The organism is Arthrobacter senegalensis, from assembly GCF_059091765.1.
The window spans coordinates 497127-517155 of sequence record NZ_JBNHGZ010000003.1 but is presented as its reverse complement, the minus strand read 5'-3'; the positions used below and the strand labels follow the sequence as shown (position 1 = coordinate 517155).

Genomic DNA, 20029 nt, shown 5'->3' with positions numbered 1-20029 from the left:
AGGCTTGCAGCGCCCAAGTATGTCGCTGCAGTAACGGCTTACATCCACCATAAGGAGACCTCTGTGTCAGCGCCCCAGAACATCACCCTCATCGTCGACGGCGAAGAGAACCAGGTGACCGAGGGCACGACGGGAGCCGACCTTTACGGCGCCCGGCGGGAGGTCGTCGTCGTCCGCGTCGACGGCGAACTGAAGGACCTGGACCAGCCGATCCCGGCCGGGGCCAAGGTCGAAGCCGTGACTATCGACTCTCCCGACGGGCTCAACGTGCTGCGCCACTCCACCGCGCACGTCATGGCCCAGGCGGTCCAGCAGCTGCGGAAGGACTCCAAGCTCGGGATCGGCCCGTACATCACCGACGGTTTCTACTTCGACTTCGACGTCGATGAGCCCTTCACCCCGGAGGACCTGAAGCAGCTGGAGAAGATGATGCTCAAGATCGTCAACTCCAACCAGCGCTTCGTCCGCCGCACCGTCTCCGAGACCGAAGCGCTCGCCGAGATGGCGGGGGAGCCGTACAAGGAAGAGCTGATCGGGCTCAAGGGTCACTCCGACGAGGCCGGCGAGGGCGCCAGCATCGAAGTGGGCGCCGGCGAACTGACCATCTACGACAACGTGGACGCCAAGAGCGGCGAAGTGGTCTGGAAGGACCTCTGCCGCGGGCCGCACCTGCCCAACACCAAGCTGATTTCCAACGCCTATGCGCTGACCCGCTCGGCCGCCGCCTACTGGCGGGGCAACGAAAAGAACAAGCAGCTGCAGCGCATCTACGGCACCGCCTGGCCCACCAAGGAAGACCTGAAGGCCTACCAGGAGCGGCTGGCCGAGGCAGAGCGCCGCGACCACCGCCGGGTGGGCGCCGAACTGGACCTGTTCTCCTTCCCGGATGAACTCGGCTCCGGCTTGCCCGTCTTCCACCCGAAGGGCGGCATCGTCCGCAAGGCGATGGAGGACTACTCGCGGCAGCGGCACACCGAGGCGGGCTACGAGTTCGTCTACACCCCGCACATCACCAAGAGCAACCTGTACGAGGTCTCCGGCCACCTGGACTGGTACCGGGACGGGATGTTCCCTCCCATGCATGTGGACGAGACCCGCGACCCCGAAACCAACGAGGTCGTCAAGCCCGGCCAGGACTACTACCTGAAGCCGATGAACTGCCCGATGCACAACCTGATTTTCCGCTCGCGCGGCCGGTCATACCGCGAGCTGCCGCTCCGGATGTTCGAATTCGGCTCCGTCTACCGCTACGAAAAGTCCGGCGTAGTCCACGGCCTGACCCGCGTGCGCGGCATGACCCAGGACGACGCCCATATCTACTGCACCCGCGAGCAGATGAAGGACGAGCTGACCACCACGCTCAACTTCGTGCTGGACCTGCTCAAGGACTATGGGCTCGACGACTTCTTCCTGGAGCTCTCCACCAAGGACCCGGAAAAGTACGTGGGCGCCGATGAGGTCTGGGACGAGGCCACCCGCACCCTGGCCGAGGTCGCCGAGGCATCCGGCCTGGAACTGGTGCCGGACCCGGGTGGAGCGGCCTTCTACGGCCCCAAGATTTCGGTACAGGCCCGCGACGCGATCGGCCGCAGCTGGCAGATGTCCACCATCCAGCTGGACTTCAACCTGCCCGAACGGTTCGAACTCGAATACCAGGCAGCCGACGGCAGCCGCCAGCGCCCGGTCATGATCCACCGCGCCCTGTTCGGGTCGGTAGAGCGCTTCATGGGCCTGCTGATCGAACATTACGCCGGCGCCTTCCCGGCGTGGCTCGCCCCGGTCCAGGTGGTCGGCATCCCGGTGGCGGAGGCGTTCAACGACTACATGCTGGAGATCGTGGCCAAGCTGCGCGCTCAGGGCATCCGCGCCGAGGCCGACCTGGGTTCGGACCGCTTCCCGAAGAAGATCCGGACCGCCAGCAAGGACAAGGTTCCGTTCGTGCTGATCGCAGGCGGCGAGGACGCCGAGGCCGGAGCCGTCTCCTTCCGCTTCCGCGACGGCAGCCAGGACAACGGCATCCCGGTGGACGAGGCCGTGTCCCGGATCGTGCAGGCCGCCGCCAGGCGCGGCAACTGACGATGGCCGAGACGACCGAAGCCATGACCGACCGGACCGGCGACGAGGTGACGGACGGCTTTGAGCTGCCCGGCGTGCCGGATGCCTTCCAGCGGCTCTGGACGCCGCATCGCATGGCCTACGTCAAGGGCGGCCAGGGCCAGTTCAAGAACAAGGACGAGTGCCCGTTCTGTGTGGCTCCGGCCCGCCCCGACGAGGAATCGCTGATCGTCCACCGCGGCGAGTTCGCCTACGTGGTGCTCAACCTGTTTCCTTACAACCCCGGGCACCTGCTGGTCTGCCCGTACCGCCACGTGCCCGACTACACCGACATCACCGCGGAGGAGACCGCCGAGTTCGCCGAGCTGACCCAGACGGCGATGCGGGTCCTGCGGAAGGTGGCCAACCCCAGCGGCTTCAACCTGGGCATGAACCAGGGCGAAGCCGGGGGCGCCGGGGTGGCGGCGCACCTGCACCAGCATGTGGTGCCCCGGTGGGGCGGCGACGGGAACTTCTTCCCGATCATTGCCCAGACCAAGGCGATCACCGAGACCCTGGACGAGGTCCGCAAGCAGGTATCCCAAGCCTGGCCGGCACGGTAGCGCGGCGATGCTCAACAAGTACGCGCGCGGGTTCTTCGGAAAACTGTTCTCGCCGCTGGCCCGTGCCCTGATCCGGATGGGCGTCTCGCCCGACGCCGTCACCATCGTGGGCACCCTCGGGGTCTCCGTGGGGGCGCTCGTGTTCTACCCGCTGGGGGAGCTGTTCTGGGGAACGGTCTTCATCACGGCGTTCGTCTTCTCCGACATGGTGGACGGCCTGATGGCGCGCATGCTGGAGCGCAACAGCCGGTGGGGCAACTTTCTGGATTCCACCCTCGACCGGCTGGCCGACGGCGCGGTGTTCGCCGGCGTGGCCATCTGGTTCTTCACCGGCGGAGAGAACACCGCCATCGCCGTCTCCGCGCTCGTATGCCTGCTGCTCGGGTCGTTGGTCTCCTACGCCAGGGCCAAGGCCGAGTCGCTGGGCTGTACCGCCGCGGTGGGCCTGGCCGAACGCTCCGAGCGCCTGGTTTCCGTCCTGGTTTTCACCGGCCTGACCGGACTGGGCCTGCCGGAGGTGGTCCTGCTGGTGGTCCTGGTGCTGCTGGCCGCCGCCAGCCTGCTGACCGTGGCCCAGCGGATCATGGCCGTCTACCGTCAGACACAGCAAACCGCCTGATCCGCCCCGGACCGCCCAGGCCCCCGGTTAGGGCCCCGAGGAAGGTTACGTCATCGGTGACCCAGCGCACCGGGCCGGACGTATGATGAGGTGTACGTTTCCTACCGACTCCTAGGGGCTTTTAGTGTCCAGCAGTGAAGAAACTTCAACTCACGCGCCCGTGACCGGCAGCAGCCGCGTCAAGCGGGGCATGGCCGAAATGTTGAAGGGCGGCGTCATCATGGACGTCGTGACTCCCGAACAGGCCCGCATCGCCGAAGACGCCGGTGCGGTGGCCGTGATGGCCCTTGAACGCGTTCCGGCGGATATCCGCGCCCAGGGCGGCGTGTCCCGGATGAGCGATCCGGACATGGTGGACGGCATCATCGACGCCGTCTCCATCCCGGTGATGGCCAAGGCCCGCATCGGCCACTTCGTCGAGGCGCAGGTGCTGCAGTCCCTCGGCGTGGATTACATCGACGAGTCCGAGGTGCTGACCCCGGCCGACTACACCAACCACATCGACAAGTGGAACTTCACCGTTCCCTTCGTCTGCGGCGCCACCAACCTGGGCGAGGCCCTGCGCCGCATCAACGAGGGCGCGGCCATGATCCGTTCCAAGGGCGAAGCCGGCACCGGCGACGTCTCCAACGCCACCGGCCACATGCGCCAGATCCGCTCCGAGATCAAGCGCCTGTCGGCAATGCCCGAAGACGAACTGTACGTGGCCGCGAAGGAACTGCAGGCCCCGTACGAGCTGGTCAAGGAAATCGCCGCCACCGGCAAGCTGCCCGTGGTGCTGTTTACCGCCGGCGGCATCGCCACCCCGGCCGACGCCGCGATGATGATGCAGCTGGGCGCCGACGGCGTGTTCGTCGGCTCCGGCATCTTCAAGTCCGGCAACCCGGCCGAGCGCGCCGCCGCGATCGTCAAGGCCACCACCTTCCACGACGACCCGGATGTCATCGCCAAGGTCTCGCGCGGGCTGGGCGAGGCCATGGTCGGCATCAACGTGGACGAGATCCCGCAGCCGCACCGCCTCGCCGAGCGCGGCTGGTAAATACCGACGACGGCGAACGCCCGGTCCCGCACGACAGTGCGGTACCGGGCGTTCGCCGTTTCCGGGGGCCGCCCTTACGGGGCCGCCGTTACCGGACGTCCCAGCGGCCGGCCGGGGCGCTGCTGTCCCGGTCGAGGCCGCGCCTGGCCAGCAGCGGCGCGAGGTCGGCGTCCCGTCCGCGGAAGCTCCGGTAGGCCTGCAGCGGGTCGATGCTGTTGCCCCGTGAGAGCAGTTCGCGGCGGAAACGGTCTCCGTTGCTGCGCCGGAGTCCGCCGTTTTCGGCGAACCAGGCGACCGTGTCGGCGTCGAGGATTTCGCTCCACAGGTAGGAGTAGTAGCCCGCCGCGTAGCCGCCGGCGAAGATGTGCTTAAAGTAGCCGGTGCGGTAGCGCGGCGGGACCAGGGGCAGGTCAATTCCGGCGTCGGCCAGTGCCTGCCGTTCGAAGGCCGGCGGATCCTCGACCCGCTGCCCGGCGGGCAGGCTGTGCCAGGCCAGGTCGAGCACGCACGCGGCCAGGTACTCGGTGGTGGCAAAGCCTTCGCCCCACAGCTGCGCAGCCTTGATGCGGTCCACCACCTCCCGCGGCAGCGGCTCGCCGGTCAGGTGGTGCCTGGCGTAGTTGCCGGCGACCTCCGGCTCCAGCATCCACATCTCGTTGACCTGCGACGGGTACTCCACGAAGTCCCGGGGCACGTTGGTGCCCGAGAGGCCGGGGTACTCCACCCGGGACAGCAGGCCGTGCAGCGCATGGCCGAACTCGTGGAAAAGCGTCACCACGTTGTCGTAGCTGAGCAGGGCCGGCTCGCCGGGAGCGGGCTTCGGGATGTTCAGGTTGTTCATCACGACGGCGCGCTGTCCCAGCAGGTGGGACTGCTCGACCAGCGAATCCATCCAGGCACCGCCGTTCTTCGTGTCCCGGGTATGGAAGTCGCCGATGAACAGGCCCAGCCGGGCACCGTCGTCGTCCATCACTTCCCAGATCCGGGCCTGCGGATGATAGGCGGCGAGGTCCGGCCTGGCCTCGAACCGCAGCCCGTACAACCGGTTGGCGGCGAAGAAGACGCCGTCGGCGAGCACGCGTTCGAGCTCGAAGTACTGCCGCAGTCCGGCCAGGTCCACGCTGTAGTCGCGGCGGCGCACAACCTCCGCATAGTAGGCCCAGTCCCACGGCTCGAGGGGGTGGCCGGCCGCCTCGGCGAGGATCTCCGCCTCGGCGCGGGCGTTGGCGACGGACGGCGGGACGAGCCGCGCCAGCATGTCCTGCACGGCCGCGAGCGAGGGCGCCGTCTGCCCGTCCAGCACATACTCGGCATGATTGGCGAAGCCGAGCAGCGCGGCCCGCTCGGCCCGCAGCTCCGCCGTGCGGGCCGCCAGCTCCAGCGTCCGGTGGCCCGCTTCGCCGCGGCCCACCGATGCCTCATGCAGGCGGCGGCGGGTGCCGCGGTCGGTGAGGGTTTCCAGCGCCGGCTGGGCGGTTGGCAGGGTCAGGACCAGTAGCCATCCGTCGTCGTAACCGGCGTCCCGCGCCGCGAGTTCGGCGGCGGTCAGGTCGTCGTCGGCGAGCCCGGCCAGTTGTGCGCGGTCGGTGACATGTACCGCGGCGGCATTGCCGGCGGTTAGCAATTCCCGCGAGTACTCCGCGTCCAGCTCCGACAGCTCCACGTTCATGGCGCGCAGCCGCTCCTGGTCTGCCGGAGGGAGCTGGGCGCCGGCCCGGCGGAACTTCTTGCGCAGCTCGGTGAGAAGGCGCAGGTCTTCGCCCTCGAGGCCTTCGGCGGCTTCGTCGACCGCCGAGACCCGCCGGTAGAGCGCCGCATGCAGGTAGATGTTGTCACGGTGGGCGGCCCGCTGCGGGGCCATCCGTTGCTGCAGCTCCATCACGTCGTCGGTGGCGTCGGCGGCGGCGAAGTTGTCCAGCACGGCGCTCACCCGGTACAGCGTGCGGCCGGACCGTTCGAAGGCGACGGCGGTGTTCTCGAACGTCGCCGGTGCCGGATTGGCCGCGATCGCCTCGATTTCCGCCAGTTGCTCGCGGAACCCGGCCTCGAACGCTTCCGGATAGTGTTCAAGGCGGATCGCGGCGAAATCGGGCAGCTCATAGGGGAGGACACTGGGTTCCAGGAAGGGGTTGGCCATGCCACCACTTTGCCATGGGTACCCGGCGTCCCCGCCGTACCTGCCGGGGGCACGCCGCCGCGCCGCCGTGGTGCACGGCACAGCCGGACTTACACTTGCGGCATGAACAGGCAGCCGCCCGAGGGACCGGCCGGTTCCCCGGTGCGGGAACCGGGCCGATGCATTCACCGGGCAGCGGTGTCGCGGACTCCCGCACCGGCGGCGGCGTTGGCCATCGCGGCCCTGCTGCTGGCCGGCTGCGGCCCGGGGCGGGAGGCCGCCGGACCGCCCGGCACAGGGCCGGCCGACACCAAGCCGGTGGCGGTGCCCTCCGGATCCGGCCCACCGGGGAGCGGCGGCGCGGGGGAGACACCGCCGTCGACCTCCGCACCGGAGCCCGCCCCGGAGCCGGCGGCGACGGCCGGCGCGGGCCCGGCGTGCCCGGGAATCCGCTGCGCCACCGTGGCCCTCACCGGCGACCTGCTGCTGCACGAGCCGCTCTGGGAGCAGGCGGCCGCCGACGCCCGGCGGACCGGGAAAGGAACCTTGGACTTCGAGCCGATGTTGGCGGCCCAGGAGCAATACCTGGACACCGCCGACCTCGCCGTCTGCCAGCTGGAAACCCCGTTGGCCGGTGACGACGGACCGTACTCCGGCTACCCGGCGTTTAACGCGCCGCCGCAGATCCTCGACGCCGCCGCCGCCCTGGGCTACGACGCCTGCACCACCGCCAGCAACCACGCGTTCGACCACGGCACCGCCGGCCTGGAACGGACCCTGCAGGCGCTGGACGCGCGCGGCCTGGAACACACGGGCACCTACGCCAGCGCGGCCGAGGCCGAGGAGGTACTGGTCCTGGACACCCCGGCCGCGCGGATCGCGGTCATCACCGGCACCTTCTCGCTGAACGGGCTGGAGCCGGACCGGCCCTGGCAGGTGGACGTGCTGGATCCCCGGGCGATGATCGCCAAGGCCAGGAAGGCCCGGGCGCAGGGCGCGGACATCGTCTTGGGAGCGGTGCATGCCGGGGACGAATACACCGCCTACGCCAGCCCGCAACAGCAGGAGGTTGCCCACGCGTTGGCCGACAGCGGCGAGTTCTCCTTGGTGTACGGGCACCACAGCCACTCCGTCCAGCCGATTGAGCGCTACGACGGCACCTGGATCGTCTACGGGCTGGGCAACACCCTCGCCGCGCATGCAACCCCGAACATCCTCAACACCGAGGGGTTGATGGTTCGGGCCAGGTTCAGCCAGGCCGGCGACGACGGCGCCTGGGAGGTGGCGGGGCTGGACTGGCTGCCGGCCACGTTCGACGGACCCGGGCACCGCTGGTGCCCGGTGGCAGCGGATGCGCTGGCGGCAGCCGCGAAGTCCGGGGACTGGTGCGTGTCCGAACAGGCGGACGCGGCCAGCCGGCTACGGACCAAGGCGACCGTCGAGTCCATGGGAGCCCCGACGGACGTCGCCCGCGAGTGGCTGCTCAGCGGCGATTGACGCCGCGGGCCGTCGCCCGGACTGGCTTAGCGACGGCCTGGCGTCAGTGGCTGCCAAGCGTCAGCGTCCGCCGGCGTCAGCGCGGACGGGCGGCCGCGTCGGCGCGGGCTTCGGCCTCATGCGGAATGTCCAGCGGCACGTCGTTGAAGCTGCCGTAGCGCCGCTCGACGGCGTGGCGGATCAGGTAGTCGGCCACGGCCGGGTTCTTGGGCAGCAGGGAACCGTGCAGGTAGGTGGCAATGACGTTCCGGTAGCGGGCTCCCTCGGTGCCGTCGGTGCCGTTGTTGCCCTGGCCCTTGGTGACCCGTCCCAACGGCCGGACATCGCTGCCGAGGGTGGTCAGTCCGCTGTGGTTCTCGTACCCGATAACCGTGCCGAACTCGCCGCTTTCGAGCACGGTGTTGCCGATCAACCGGGTGGGCCCGCCCACGGTTTCGGCATCGAGCAGCCCGATGCCGGTGATGACCTCGCCGGTGTGGGTGGTGAACCGGTGGCCGAACAGCTGGTAGAGGCCGCAGACCGCCAGCATCGGCAGGCCGTCCTCGGCCAGCTCCCGCAGCCGGCCGCCCTGGGCCAGCAGGTCGGCCTGGATCTTGTTCTGGCCGGAGTCCTGGCCGCCGCCGCCCACGATCAGGTCCACCTGCTCGGGGAACGCGTCGCCGGGGTTGTACTCGTGCAGCCGGACGTCGTATCCGCGCAGCTCCAGGCGCTTGCGCAGCACCAGGACATTCCCCCAGTCGCCGTAGATGTTCATGTCCCGCGGGTAGAGCTGGAGCAGGTCGATAACAGGAGCGTCCATCAGGAGACCACTTCCACTTCGGTCAGTTTGCCGAGCTCGCGGCGCAGCGCCAGCATGGCGGTGTAGGTGCAGTAGATGCGCTTCGGCGTCTCCGGACCGCCCGCAATGAACCGCTGCAGCGAGGCATTGAGGTCGGTGTCCACCCGGTCCACCGGAACGTCCTCGTAGAAGAGGCGCAGCCCCATGTCGCGTGCCCGGACCCCGGAGACCTCGGCCACGCCGGTGTCCCGCAGCGAATCGAAGTCGACGTCCCACAGCCAGGACATGTCCCGCCCGTCCGCGTAGTTGTCGTTAATGGCGATCATGGTCCGGTAGCCGGCGGCGGGGAAGGACTTCAGTGCCAGCCGGAAGCCGGCTGGGTTCTTCACCAGCACCAGGTCCAGCGGCTGGCCGTTGACGGTCAGCGATTCGCCGCGGCCGAAGGCCGGCGTCACGTTCTCCAGCGACGCCAGCAGTTCCGGCTCGTCCACCGCGGGGCCCAACACGGTCCGCGCCAGCACCAACGCCGCGGCGGCGTTGAACACGTTGTAGACGCCGGTCAGCTTCAGCTCGACCTCGAGCTCGCGGCCGTCCAGCTGGAAGGTTGCGGCGGCCCCTTCGCAGGCCGAGAGCACGACGTCGGCGCTCGGCCGGCCGGCGTCGGCGGCGGTGGCGCCGGATGGGCCGGCGGAGGCGGCGGACCGCATTTCGTCGTCGTGCGGAAACATGTGGCGCAGCTGCGGCGCCAGGCCGAAGTATTCGACCCGCGGCGCGGCCACGGCGCCCGCCAGCGCCGCGATGCGCGGGTCTTCCCGGTTCAGTACCACTGCCTCGGTCGTCGCCGCGGCGATCTGCCGGAGGAAACCCGCGGTCGTTTCGATTTCGCCAAAGCGGTCCAGCTGGTCGCGCATGACGTTGAGCAGCAGGCTGTAGCGCGGGGCCACCAGTTTGACGAAGTGAACCGCGTGAGCCTCGTCCAGCTCCAACACGGCAATGTCCGCGTCAAGCCGGCCCCGGGCGTCGGAGTCGCCCAGCACGGCAGCGACCACGCCGCGGGTGAAGTTGCTGCCCGTCCGGTTCGTGAACACCTTCAGGCCCTGCCCCTGCAACAGCTCCACCACCATCTTGGTGGTAGTGGTTTTGCCGTTCGTCCCGCTGATCACCACGACGCCGCGCGGCAGCTCGCCGAGCGTGCGCGGCAGGAACTGCGGATCGATTTTTTCGGCCACCAGGCCGGGCAGTGCGGAACCGCCGCCGCGGAGCCTGGCTACCGCCTTTACGGCCTTTCCGGCAACGGTCGCAAGGAGGTGTCGCATGAGTAGAGACTATACAAGCCGCCGTGCCCCGGCGCCGTCGGCCCGGGCCGAACAGTGACGGTCACCACAGGGGAGGGGGCACCGTTTAACACCGCTGGACCGGTTGGCACTACTGTTTTTCCGTACGGCCGCCACTGAGGCGGCCCCGATGCGAACTCCGAGGAACCGTCACCGTGGTCACGATTGGTGTGCTTGCCCTGCAGGGCGATGTCCGCGAACATCTATCCGTCCTGGAGCACAGCGGCGCCGCGGCGGTGCCGGTGCGCCGGCCTGCGGAACTGGCGGCCGTGGACGGCCTGGTCATCCCCGGCGGTGAATCCACGACGATCGACAAGCTCACCCGCATCTTTGAGCTGGCCGACCCGCTGAAGGGGCGGATCGAGGCGGGCATGCCGGTCTACGGTTCGTGCGCGGGCATGATCATGCTGGCCCGGGAGATTGCAGACCCGGCCACCGACCTGAAGGGCGAACCGCAGCAGACGCTGGGCGGCTTGGACATTACGGTGCGTCGGAACGCCTTCGGCCGGCAGCGCGAATCGTTCGAGTCCGATCTGGACTTCCGGGGCCTGGAGTTCAGCGCGGCGTCTCCCGGCCAGGACCCGGCGCCGGTCCACGCCGTGTTCATCCGTGCGCCCTGGGTGGAACGCGTGGGCAAGGGCGTGGAGGTCCTGGCTGCCGTCCAGCCGGAGGAGGCCTCCCACACCGACACTTTGCACGGGACAGCTAGAATAGTGGCAGTGCGTTCGCGGCATCTGCTGGCGACATCCTTCCACCCGGAGATTACGGGGGAGCGCCGCATCCACGAACTTTTCATCCGCATCGTCAGAGGAGAGGCGTAAGCATGGCCGGACACTCCAAGTGGGCAACCACCAAGCACAAGAAGGCCGTGATCGACGCCAGGCGTGCCAAGTCGTTCGCGAAGCTGATCAAGAACATTGAGGTAGCGGCGCGCAACGGGGGAGCGGACATGTCCGGCAACCCCGCGCTGGAACTGGCCGTCCAAAAGGCCAAGAAGACCTCGGTTCCCAACGACAACATCGACCGCGCGGTCAAGCGCGGTGCCGGCCTGACCGGCGAAACGGTGGACTACAGCGAAATCATCTACGAGGCCCGCGGGCCGCAGGGCTCCGCTGTGCTAATCGAGTGCCTCACCGACAACAAGAACCGGGCCGCCTCGGAGGTTCGCCTGGCCATCACCCGCAACGGCGGCACCATTGCCGACCCGGGGTCGGTGTCCTACATGTTCTCCCGCAAGGGCGTGGTGGCCCTGCCCAGGAACGAACTCACGGAAGACGACCTTCTGATGGCGGTGCTCGAAGCCGGCGCGGAGGAAGTCAAGGAGCAGGGCGACAACTTCGAGGTCCACGCCGATCCCACGGACCTGCGCGCCGTCGTGGCCGCACTGGAAGAAGCCGGCATCGAATACGAAACCGACGAGATCGAGTTCGTGTCCTCGATGGCCGTGGAGCTCGACGCGGACGCGGCCCGGAAGTTCATGAAGCTGGTGGATGCCCTCGAGGACCTGGACGACGTCCAGAACGTCTACTCCAACGCCGACATCAGCGCGGACGTCCTCGCCGAAATCGAGAACGACTGACACCGGTCCGGCCGTCGGCGCCCGTCATGCGCGTGCTGGGAGTGGACCCGGGCCTGACCCGCTGCGGCCTGGGCGTGGTCGATGTTGAACCGAACCGGCGCTCCTCCCTTGTGGACGTCGGTGTGGTGGGGACCACCCCGGACATGGCGCTGGAGCTGCGCCTGCTGAAGATTGCCGACGCGATCGACGAATGGCTCGACGCGCACACCCCGGACGTGCTCGCCGTCGAACGCGTCTTCAGCCAGACCAATGTCAGTACCGTGATGGGCACCGCGCAGGCATCCGGGGTGGTCATCGCGGCGGCAGCACGCCGCGGGATCGCCGTCGCGCTGCACACGCCCACCGAGGTGAAAGCGGCGGTCACCGGCAACGGGCAGGCGGACAAAGCCGCCGTGACCAAGATGGTGACCCGGATCCTTCGGCTGGACACCCCGCCGCGCCCGGCCGATGCCGCGGACGCCCTGGCGCTGGCCATCACCCATGCCTGGCGCGGCGGAGCTGCGAGACCGGCTGCAGGCGGCGGGATGACGACGGCGCAGCGGCTCTGGGCGGAGGCCGAAGCGAAGGCCAAGCGCACCCGCCGCTGACGTGGGGCCGGCGGCGGCCGCCGGAACCGGTGCCACGGTGTGGCGGTGGCCGGCAATGTCCGTGCTGCCCCGTAAGCTATTCGTAGATATGTTCGGACAATCCGCCGCCGTGCTGCCCGCGGGGCGGACTCCGGGCCGCAGTGCCGGAATTGGGAGTTGAGTTCATGATTAGCTCGTTGCGCGGCGTCGTCGCCCACGTGGGATTGCAATCGGCCGTGATCGACGTCAACGGATTCGGCATGCTCGTCCAGGCGACGCCGCAGACCTTGGGCACGCTGTTCGTGGGGCGGGAGGCCGAACTGGCCACCACCATGATTGTGCGCGAAGACTCCATGACGCTGTTCGGCTTCGAGGACGCAGCGCAACGGGAAGTTTTTGAAACCCTCATCTCGGTCAGCGGGGTCGGCCCGAGGCTGGGCCTGGCGGCGCTGTCGGTGCACTCGCCCGAGGCGCTGAGGGTTGCCGCCGCGGAGGGGGACAGCAAGGCGTTCACCAAGGTTCCGGGCATCGGGCCGAAGCTCGCCGGCCGGATCGTGCTCGAGCTGGCCGGGAAGCTGATCCCCACCGGCGAGCAGGCCCCCCAGCAGAAGGGCGGCTGGAAGGGACAGGTGCAGGAGGCCCTGGCCGGCCTGGGCTGGTCCGAGAAGGACGCCGCCGCGGCGGTGGACACCACCGCCGAGGAAAATCCGGAGGCGGCAGCGGCAGGCAACGTGGGCGACTTGCTGCGGCTGACCCTGCGCAGGCTCGGCCAGGACGGCGCCCGGACCGGCGCGTCCCGGCGGACCGCGGGAGTGAACTAGCGTGGCGGAGGATTCCGAGAACAACCGGCTGGTCGCCAACACGTCGGAAACCGAAGAACGGGCGATCGAATCGGCGCTGCGCCCCAAGAACCTGGACGATTTCGTGGGCCAGACCCGGGTCCGCCAGCAGCTGTCGCTGGTGCTGGAGGCGTCCCGGATCCGCGAACGGACAGCCGACCATGTCCTGCTGTCCGGCCCGCCCGGACTGGGCAAGACCACGCTGGCCATGATCATCGCCGCGGAAATGAACGCGCCGCTGCGCATCAGCTCCGGACCGGCGATCCAGCACGCGGGCGACCTGGCGGCGATCCTGTCGTCGCTGACCGAAGGGGAGATCTTCTTCCTGGATGAGATCCACCGGATGTCGCGGCCGGCAGAGGAAATGCTCTACATGGCGATGGAGGACTTCCGGGTGGACATCGTGGTGGGCAAGGGAGCCGGCGCCACCGCCATCCCGCTCGACCTGCCGCCGTTCACCCTCGTCGGGGCCACGACGAGGGCCGGGCTGCTGCCGGGGCCGCTGCGCGATCGGTTCGGCTTCACCGGGCACTTGGGGTTCTACGCCGTCGCGGAGCTTGAGCTGGTGCTCCGCCGCTCGGCCATGCTGCTGGACCTCAAGGTCAGTTCGGCTGGTTTCGCCGAGATCGCCGGGCGCTCCCGCGGCACGCCCCGCATCGCCAACCGTCTGCTGCGCCGGGTGCGGGACTGGGCCCTTGTGCACAAGATCGAGGAGATCGATGCGCGTGCGGCAGCGGCGGCGCTCGATATGTACGAAGTCGACGAACGGGGACTGGACCGGCTGGACCGGGCGGTGCTGACCGCCCTGATCACCAAGTTCGGCGGCGGGCCCGTCGGTTTGTCCACCCTGGCCATAGCCGTCGGCGAGGAAACCGAGACGGTGGAGACGGTGGCCGAGCCCTACTTGGTCCGCGAAGGGCTGCTCGGCCGGACGCCGCGCGGACGGATCGCCACCGCCGCGGCCTGGCAACACCTGGGGCTGGCGGTGCCGGATCACCTGGCCGCGGGACAGACCGAAGACCTGCTCTCGGAACTGCTGGAGCCGGACACGGATTTCGCCGAAAACTGAAGCTTGACCGCGTCAGGGCGGTCACCGCGTAGAATGGTAGGAACGTGCGGAGTGCGCCGTCCCCCACGGGACGCGGCAGGCTGCGTACACGGTCCGGATTTTCCTACCGGTCCGCTCCAGACTTCTAGGACGGAACTTCCCTGTGTTCGTAAATCTCTTCACCGGCACCACTCCCCAGCAGCAGTCGGGCGGCATCGACGTGATGACCATCGCCCTGTTCGCCGTTTTCGCGCTGATGATCTTCTTCATGTTCCGCAAGCAGAAGAAGGTCCAGGCGCAGATGCGCGAAAAGGCCGAGCGCATCAAGGAGCAGATGGTGCCGGGCACGGAGGTGATGACTCAGTTCGGCCTCTTCGGCACCGTCGTTTCCCTCGACCCCGACAACAACAAGGTGGTCCTTGAACTGTCGCCGGGCAACACCGCCACCGTGCACACCCAGGCGGTGAACGAAGTCGTGACGCCGGAGGCCCCCGAGGTTCCCGACGACGCCTCGTCCCTCACCGCGGAAAGCGCTACGCGCCCGGAGGAATCCGCCGAGGACACCCTTAAGCGGCTCAACGAAGAGCAGAACAAAGACACCAAGTAGGCCAGCGACGGCTTAGCCGTATAGGCGTGCAGTGGCGGGGCATGCCCCGCCACTTCGCCATGTACCGGCCGGTTCCTCCGGCCGACTGAGCCGATGAGAGAAAGATCTTCCATGGCACGATCCGGTTCCACCAGCATTGCGCGGCGGACACTTATCTGGCTTGGTGTGCTCCTGGCCGCCGGCACCGTCATCCTGGGCAGCGGTGTATTCACCGGCCAGGCAAGCTGGGCGCCCAAGCTGGCGCTCGACCTTGAGGGCGGCACCCAGATGATCCTGGCTCCGCAGGTCCAGGGCGGCGGAGGCGAGATCACCGCCGAGCAGCTCAACCAGGCCGTGGAGATCATCCGCCAGCGCGTCGACGGATCCGGCGTGGCCGAGGCCGAGATCACCACGCAGTCCGGCCGCAACGTGGTGGTCAGCCTGCCCGGTGTCCCGGACCAGCGGACCCGCGAACTGATCCAGGCTTCGGCCGCCATGGAATTCCGCCCGGTGCTCACCGTTGCACCGGGTTCCGCCGTTCCGGAGGAGGAGCGGACGCCCGAAGCGGACCTTCCGAAACCGGCGGCCGAACCGAAGAACGCCAGCGACCTGAACTGGATCACCCCGGAGCTCTACCAGGAGTTCGAGGCGTTGGAGTGCCTTGACCCGGCCGCGGCCGCAGAGGAGACCGAGCCGGCCGACCCGGCCAAGCCGACGGTCGCCTGTGAACCGGATACCGGCATGAAGTACATCCTGGGCCCGGTGGAGGTGCCCGGCACCGACATCGCCGACTCCAGCTTTGGCCAGGTGCGCGGCACCCAGGGACAGACGCTGAACCAGTGGGCGGTGAACATCGAGTTCAACAGCGAGGGAACCGCAACCTTCAAGGAAGTGACCGAACGGTTGTTCGGGCTCTCCGGCGCCCAGAACCAGTTCGCCATCGTGCTGGACGGCGAGGTGATTTCCGCTCCCACGACCAACGCGGTCATCCCGGACGGCAAGCCGCAGATCACCGGCAACTTCACGGAAGAATCGGCCCGTGTCCTCTCCGAGCAGCTGAAGTACGGCGCACTGCCGATCAGCTTCGAGATCCAGAGCGAGCAGCAGATTTCCGCCACGCTGGGCGCCGACCAGTTGCGGATGGGCCTGATCGCCGGGCTTATCGGCCTGGTGCTGGTCGCCGCCTACTCGATCTTCCAGTACCGCATGCTCGGCCTGGTGACCATCGCGTCGCTGGTGGTGGCCGGCATTTTGACCTATCTGGCGATTGCCATCCTGGGCTGGACCGAAAACTACCGGCTGTCGTTGGCCGGGGTCGCCGGCCTGATCGTGGCGATCGGCCAGACCGCCGACTCCTTCATCGTCTACTTCGAACGCATCCGCGACGAACTGCGCGAGGGCCGGGGCCTGGTCTCGGCCGTGGACAACGGCTGGAAGCGCGCACGGCAAACCGTGCTGGCTTCCAAGGCGGTCAACCTGCTGGCCGCCGTCGTGCTCTACTTCGTGGCGGTGGGCAACGTGCGCGGTTTTGCGTTCACGCTGGGCCTGACCGCGGTGGCCGACCTCCTGGTGGTCTTCATGTTCACGCACCCGACCATGCAGCTGCTGGCACGCACCAAGTTCTTCGGCGAGGGCCACCGCTTCTCCGGCCTGGATCCGCGCCTGCTGGACGCGGTGCCGCTGTACCGCGGGGCGGGCCGGATCCGCCAGCCCGGCGAACGCAAGGTGCCGGTGCGGGCCAAGAACGCCGCGGCGGCTGCCGAAGCCGACCGCCGCCAGACCATCGCCGAACGCCGGGCGGCCGAGAAGCAGCGCGCCACCAGCGGCGCGGGCCGCGGGTCCGACAAGGAGAGCAACTAAATGGCCAACTTTGCTAAGTGGGGCAACGATCTCTACACCGGCAAGCGCTCCTACGACTTTGTCTCCAAGTACAGGCTCTGGTTCGGCATTGCCGCCGCCGCGATCCTCCTGTCCATCGTGGTGCCGTTCGTCAAGGGCGGGTTCAACCTGGGCATCGACTTCCGCGGCGGCTCCGAGTTCACCGTGTCCAACGTGGAAAACACCGACGTCGGTCCCGGCGAGGCGGCCGTGGCCCAAGTCGCGGCGGATGCCGATCCCCGCGTGACGAACATCGCCCCGGGGACCATGCGGATCCAGACCGAGCGCCTGGACGACGACCAGACCCTGGAACTGCGCGACGCCCTCGTCGAAGCCTACGACGTCGAGTCAGACGAGGTGACGTCCTCGTACGTCGGTCCCACCTGGGGTGCCGACGTGACCCGGCAGGCGATCTGGGGCCTGGTGGTGTTCGTTGTCCTGGCGGCGATCATGATGGCGCTGTACTTCCGGACCTGGAAGATGTCCGTCGCCGCGCTCAGCGGCCTGGTGGTGGTGCTCATCGTGACCGCCGGCATCTATTCGCTGAGCGACTTCGAGGTGACGCCCTCGGCGATCATCGGCTTCCTGACCATTTTGGGGTACTCGCTGTACGACACCGTGGTGGTCTTCGACAAGATCCGCGAGAACACGGAAGACCTGGACAAGTCCACCAGGAGGACCTTCGCGGAGGAGGTCAACCTCGCCGTGAACCAGACCCTGGTCCGGTCCATCAACACCTCCGTGGTCGCCGTCCTGCCGGTCGCCGCCATCTTGTTCATCGGCGCGTTCCTGCTCGGCGCCGGCACGTTGAAGGACGTGTCCCTGGCACTGTTCATCGGCATCATCATCGGCACCGCCACCACAATCTTCATTGCGGCGCCGATGTATGCGCGGCTCCGGGCCAAGGAACCGGCGCTGCTCAAGCAGGCCAAGAAGGTGGAAGAACGGCGCCGCACCGAGGCCGCCCCCGTCCGGTGACGCCGCACCGGAACGCCCGGGCCGCCGGACGAGCATAGAATGGTTTGCGGAACAGTGCTGGGCTGTGCGCCGCTGCCCTGCGGGCTGTAGCGTCGGTTCCAGGACTCATCGGGAAGGCGGGACGGATTGGCCGAACACCTCAGGTCGACAGACCAGGCCAGTGACGCCGGTGTGACACCGGATCCTGGTCCTTCTGTGGTGCCCGCGGCCGCCGAAGTCCCGGGCAACGCACCGGTGCGCCATGCCTTCCCGGGGCGCCGGGAACGGACGATGTCCCGGCTTGCCCGGCTGGCCGGCCGGGGCGGGACCAGCTACTCGCCCATCCTGGAGCCGCTGCTGCGCACCGTCCGGGCCAACAACCCACGCGAGGACTTCGACCTGATCCACCGCGCCTTCGTGGTGGCCGAGCGCAGCCACCGCGGGCAGAAACGCAAGAGCGGCGACCCGTATATCACCCACCCGGTGGCTGTGGCCACGATCCTCGCGGAACTGGGCATGACGGGCACGACGCTGGCCGCCGCCCTGCTGCACGACACCGTCGAAGACACCGAGTACACGCTCGCCGACCTGAAGGCGGAGTTCGGTCCGGAGATTGCGATGCTGGTTGACGGCGTCACCAAGCTGGACAAGGTGCAGTTCGGTGACGCGGCCCAGTCCGAGACCGTGCGCAAGATGGTCGTGGCGATGGCCAAGGACATCCGCGTCCTGGTGATCAAGCTGGCCGACCGGTTGCACAACGCCCGGACCTGGCGCTTTGTCTCGCCGGAGTCGTCGGCGAAGAAGGCGCGCGAAACCCTGGAGATCTTCGCCCCGTTGGCGCACCGGCTGGGCATGAACACCATCAAGTGGGAGCTTGAAGATCTCTCCTTTGCGGCCCTGCACCCGAAGGTCTACGAAGAGATCGTGCGGATGGTGGGGGAGCGCACCCCCGAGCGGGAGAAGTACCTGACGACGCTGCGCACCAAGATCGGCGACGACCTGCGCGCCGTGAAGATCAAGGCCACGATTACCGGCCGGCCCAAGCACTACTACTCCATCTACCAGAAGATGATCGTGCGGGGTAAGGACTTCGACGACATCCACGACCTGATGGGCATCCGGGTACTGGTGGATACGGTCCGCGACTGCTATGCGGCACTCGGTGCCCTGCATGCGCGCTGGAACCCGCTGCCCGGCCGGTTCAAAGACTACATCGCCATGCCCAAGTTCAACATGTACCAGTCGCTGCACACCACGGTGATCGGCCCGGGCGGCAAGCCGGTGGAAATCCAGATCCGCACCCACGAGATGCACCGCCGCGCCGAGTACGGCGTCGCGGCCCACTGGAAGTACAAGGACATCGCCCGCGGCGGGACGGCCGACGGCGGTGACATGGGCTGGCTGCGCAGCCTGGTCGACTGGCAGCAGGAGACCAGCGACCCCGCCGAGTTCCTGGACTCCCTCCGGTTCGAAATCAACGCCAAGGAAGTCTTCGTCTTCACGCCCAAGGGCGAAGTCATGGCGCTGCCGGCAGGATCAACGCCGGTGGACTTCGCCTATGCCGTGCACACCGAGGTCGGCCACCGCACGATCGGTGCGCGGGTCAACGGCAAGCTGGTCCCGCTGAACAGCGAACTTAGCCACGGCGACTGGGTGGAGATCTTCACCTCCAAGGCGGAGGGCGCCGGTCCCAGCCAGGATTGGCAGGGCTTCGTCAAGAGCCCGCGGGCACGGAACAAGATCCGCCAATGGTTCACCAAGGAGCGCCGCGAAGAGGCGATCGAAAAGGGCAAGGACCAGCTCACCCGCGCCATGCGGAAGCAGAACCTGCCGCTGCAGAAGATGATGACGCACGACGCGTTGATGTCGGTGGCGCAGGAACTTCACCATGCAGACGTGTCGGCGCTGTACGCTGCCGTGGGCGACGGCCATACGTCCGCCCAGAACGTGATCGAGCATTTGGTCGGCCTGCTCGGCGGACGCGAGGCGGTCGAGGAGGCCGAGCCGTCGCTCCCGACGACGGTCAGGCGGCCGAAGCATCCGGACTCCGGCGTCACCGTCGTAGGGGTCGGCGACGTCTGGGTCAAGCTGGCCCGGTGCTGTACCCCGGTCCCGCCGGATCCCATCATCGGGTTCGTCACCCGGGGCTCGGGGGTGTCGGTGCACCGGTCCGACTGCCGCAACGTGGCAGAGCTGCGCGAAAGCCCCGACCGGATCGTCGATGTCGCCTGGGCGCCCACCCAGTCCAGCGTGTTCCTGGTGGAGATCCAGGTCGAGGCCCTGGACCGCAAGAGCCTGCTCTCCGATGTCACCCGGGTGCTCGCCGAGAACCACGTCAATATCCTCTCCGCCACGGTGCATACCTCGAGCGACCGGCTCGCGATCTCGCGGTTCTCCTTCGAGATGGGCGACCCGAAGTACCTCAGCCATGTGCTCAGCGCGGTCCGGCGTATCGACGGCGTCTACGACGTGTACCGCACCTCGGGGTCCCAGCGCCGCTGATCCGCCCGCCCGCGGTGGGACGCCACTCCGCGGC

The 20029-nt window shown here is 68.3% G+C and carries 17 protein-coding genes; 14 read left to right on the top strand and 3 right to left on the bottom strand.

Annotated elements, in window-relative coordinates; translation table 11 throughout:
* Positions 1–63: 63 nt before the first annotated feature.
* From thrS to pdxS, 4 genes are all read left to right on the top strand, one after another.
* Complete coding sequence (gene thrS / locus AC5RVG_RS12530) at positions 64–2076, top strand: threonine--tRNA ligase (protein WP_493999837.1); 2013 nt, start codon at positions 64–66, stop codon at positions 2074–2076.
* A gap of 2 nt (positions 2077–2078) precedes the next feature.
* Positions 2079–2657, top strand: coding sequence for an HIT family protein (locus AC5RVG_RS12525; RefSeq protein ID WP_493999836.1), 579 nt, complete (start codon positions 2079–2081; stop codon positions 2655–2657).
* A 7-nt stretch (positions 2658–2664) separates the two neighbouring features.
* A complete protein-coding gene (pgsA, locus tag AC5RVG_RS12520; RefSeq protein WP_493999835.1) occupies positions 2665–3276 on the top strand; it encodes a phosphatidylinositol phosphate synthase in 612 nt (203 codons plus the stop codon).
* Positions 3277–3400: 124 nt separating this feature from the next.
* Positions 3401–4315, top strand: a complete 915-nt coding sequence (gene pdxS / locus AC5RVG_RS12515) for a pyridoxal 5'-phosphate synthase lyase subunit PdxS (RefSeq protein ID WP_494014074.1) — start codon at positions 3401–3403, stop codon at positions 4313–4315.
* Between the two features lie 88 nt (positions 4316–4403).
* Here pdxS and AC5RVG_RS12510 read toward each other — a convergent pair whose 3' ends face one another.
* Positions 4404–6452, bottom strand: coding sequence for a M3 family metallopeptidase (locus AC5RVG_RS12510; RefSeq protein WP_494014073.1), 2049 nt, complete (start codon positions 6450–6452; stop codon positions 4404–4406).
* A gap of 102 nt (positions 6453–6554) precedes the next feature.
* Between AC5RVG_RS12510 and AC5RVG_RS12505 the strand changes: the two genes are divergently transcribed.
* Positions 6555–7928, top strand: coding sequence for a CapA family protein (locus tag AC5RVG_RS12505; RefSeq protein WP_494014072.1), 1374 nt, complete (start codon positions 6555–6557; stop codon positions 7926–7928).
* Positions 7929–8004: 76 nt separating this feature from the next.
* Here the strand turns inward: AC5RVG_RS12505 and AC5RVG_RS12500 are convergent, their stop codons facing one another.
* Both AC5RVG_RS12500 and AC5RVG_RS12495 read right to left on the bottom strand, forming a co-directional pair.
* Entirely contained in the window at positions 8005–8727 is a 723-nt protein-coding gene (locus tag AC5RVG_RS12500; RefSeq protein ID WP_493999831.1) for a type 1 glutamine amidotransferase, read from the bottom strand.
* A complete protein-coding gene (locus AC5RVG_RS12495; protein ID WP_494014071.1) occupies positions 8727–10022 on the bottom strand; it encodes a MurT ligase domain-containing protein in 1296 nt (431 codons plus the stop codon). The genes AC5RVG_RS12500 and AC5RVG_RS12495 overlap by 1 nt, the downstream gene beginning before the upstream one ends.
* Before the next feature lie 173 nt (positions 10023–10195).
* On the opposite strand from AC5RVG_RS12495, the gene pdxT reads away from it, so the two are divergent.
* The 9 genes from pdxT (at position 10196) to AC5RVG_RS12450 (ending at position 19995) form a co-directional block, all read left to right on the top strand.
* The gene (gene pdxT, locus AC5RVG_RS12490; RefSeq protein ID WP_494014070.1) at positions 10196–10861 is read left to right on the top strand and encodes a pyridoxal 5'-phosphate synthase glutaminase subunit PdxT; all 666 of its coding nucleotides are present in this window, start codon (positions 10196–10198) and stop codon (positions 10859–10861) included.
* A 2-nt stretch (positions 10862–10863) separates the two neighbouring features.
* Positions 10864–11619, top strand: a complete 756-nt coding sequence (locus tag AC5RVG_RS12485) for a YebC/PmpR family DNA-binding transcriptional regulator (protein WP_494014069.1) — start codon at positions 10864–10866, stop codon at positions 11617–11619.
* A gap of 26 nt (positions 11620–11645) precedes the next feature.
* Positions 11646–12206 carry a crossover junction endodeoxyribonuclease RuvC gene (ruvC, locus tag AC5RVG_RS12480; protein WP_493999827.1) on the top strand — a complete coding sequence of 187 codons (561 nt, stop codon included), beginning with the start codon at positions 11646–11648 and terminating at the stop codon, positions 12204–12206.
* Between the two features lie 164 nt (positions 12207–12370).
* Entirely contained in the window at positions 12371–13006 is a 636-nt protein-coding gene (ruvA, locus tag AC5RVG_RS12475) for a Holliday junction branch migration protein RuvA (RefSeq protein WP_494014068.1), read from the top strand.
* Between the two features lies 1 nt (position 13007).
* On the top strand, positions 13008–14093 hold the full coding sequence (gene ruvB / locus AC5RVG_RS12470; protein WP_494014067.1) for a Holliday junction branch migration DNA helicase RuvB: 1086 nt from the start codon (positions 13008–13010) through the stop codon (positions 14091–14093).
* Between the two features lie 142 nt (positions 14094–14235).
* Positions 14236–14679, top strand: coding sequence for a preprotein translocase subunit YajC (gene yajC, locus AC5RVG_RS12465; RefSeq protein WP_493999825.1), 444 nt, complete (start codon positions 14236–14238; stop codon positions 14677–14679).
* Positions 14680–14790: 111 nt separating this feature from the next.
* Complete coding sequence (secD, locus tag AC5RVG_RS12460) at positions 14791–16518, top strand: protein translocase subunit SecD (RefSeq protein WP_494014066.1); 1728 nt, start codon at positions 14791–14793, stop codon at positions 16516–16518.
* Positions 16519–17514 carry a protein translocase subunit SecF gene (gene secF / locus AC5RVG_RS12455; protein WP_494014065.1) on the top strand — a complete coding sequence of 332 codons (996 nt, stop codon included), beginning with the start codon at positions 16519–16521 and terminating at the stop codon, positions 17512–17514.
* Between the two features lie 270 nt (positions 17515–17784).
* On the top strand, positions 17785–19995 hold the full coding sequence (locus AC5RVG_RS12450; RefSeq protein ID WP_494014064.1) for a RelA/SpoT family protein: 2211 nt from the start codon (positions 17785–17787) through the stop codon (positions 19993–19995).
* The last annotated feature ends 34 nt before the right edge of the window (positions 19996–20029 follow it).